Below are 1,057 nucleotides of genomic sequence, written 5' to 3'. Positions count from 1 at the left end.
CATCTAGTTTCCTTCCAATATGATTTCCTCTATACTTTCAAGTACCCGTACTTGAATAAGCCCATCAGAGAATATAAGTCCGAAGAATTTTGCTTTGGTTTGTCGGAATGTTTCTTCCTTTTCCCGTAGCTTTTCGATTTCTTTCTGTGCATCGGCTTTTGCTTTCTTCTGCATATATCTGTCATGTTCTTTGTGCAGGTCATTCGGGCATACATATTTAGCGTTATGCAGGTCTTTTCCGAACATGCGCAAGTAGTCGATATAGTCAAACCACAGAGTAGCATCTTTGATTGTGTATCCGTTGCGGATGCAGATGCGGATAGATGCCCAGTAATTATCCAGTTTTCGGCTTGTATCACTTAGGAATGCTTTAAATAGATGTATTTGTCCCGATTTTAACAGGGTTTCCATTCGGTTGTCTTTTAATAATGCCCTGTATACATCAAAAGGTCTTTGATTGAAGTGACGTTTTTTAATGCCTGTTCTTTTGAGTTCGGGTATTAACTGCTGTTTCGGATAGTAGTAATACGGGAACAGCCTGTTATAAGCATCTACTTCGCTTCTCAGTTCCAACGGAGTGCTGAATATCCATGAATCATAATACATTGTACCCATTGTCTGACGCAGTTTTGCAAATGTGCAGTATCTGCCGTCAGGTGCAATCCAACGTTGCATAACTTCGGCATGAGTGTATTCGGGATATGAGCCTACTTTAGCTGTGCATTTTATCATCAGGTAGCGGATGACCTGATAACCTTGGCATGTGGTAATAAAACAGAGATATTCACAGCCTTTAAATATCCGTTTGTTAGTGGTCTGAACTTTCAGTTTTGTTTTACAATTAGGACATTGGAGTTCTCCTTCATCGCCTGTAAATACATGGTTGCATTCAGTACAGGTTATTTTACCTTTGGTGGTTCGCTGTCCGATATGTTCGATGCAGTTCTGATATCCCCATTGTATCTGTTCTTGTGTGATAGACGGTAATTTCTTACTCGCTTCTACAACTACCTGTTGGAATTTATTTTGCTTATGTAAAACTTCACATAAAAAAAAA

The 1,057-nt window shown here is 39.3% G+C and carries 1 protein-coding gene; it reads right to left on the bottom strand.

What is annotated here, in order from left to right; all coding sequences use genetic code 11:
- Window positions 1-3: 3 nt before the first annotated feature.
- A partial coding sequence (locus tag HMPREF9456_RS16905; RefSeq protein WP_006844790.1) for a PcfJ domain-containing protein occupies window positions 4-1,057 on the bottom strand: 1,054 nt, incomplete at its 5' end.

It is taken from the genome of Dysgonomonas mossii DSM 22836, assembly GCF_000213575.1.
GTDB lineage: Bacteria > Bacteroidota > Bacteroidia > Bacteroidales > Dysgonomonadaceae > Dysgonomonas > Dysgonomonas mossii.
This window is presented reverse-complemented; position numbering and strand designations above follow the sequence as displayed.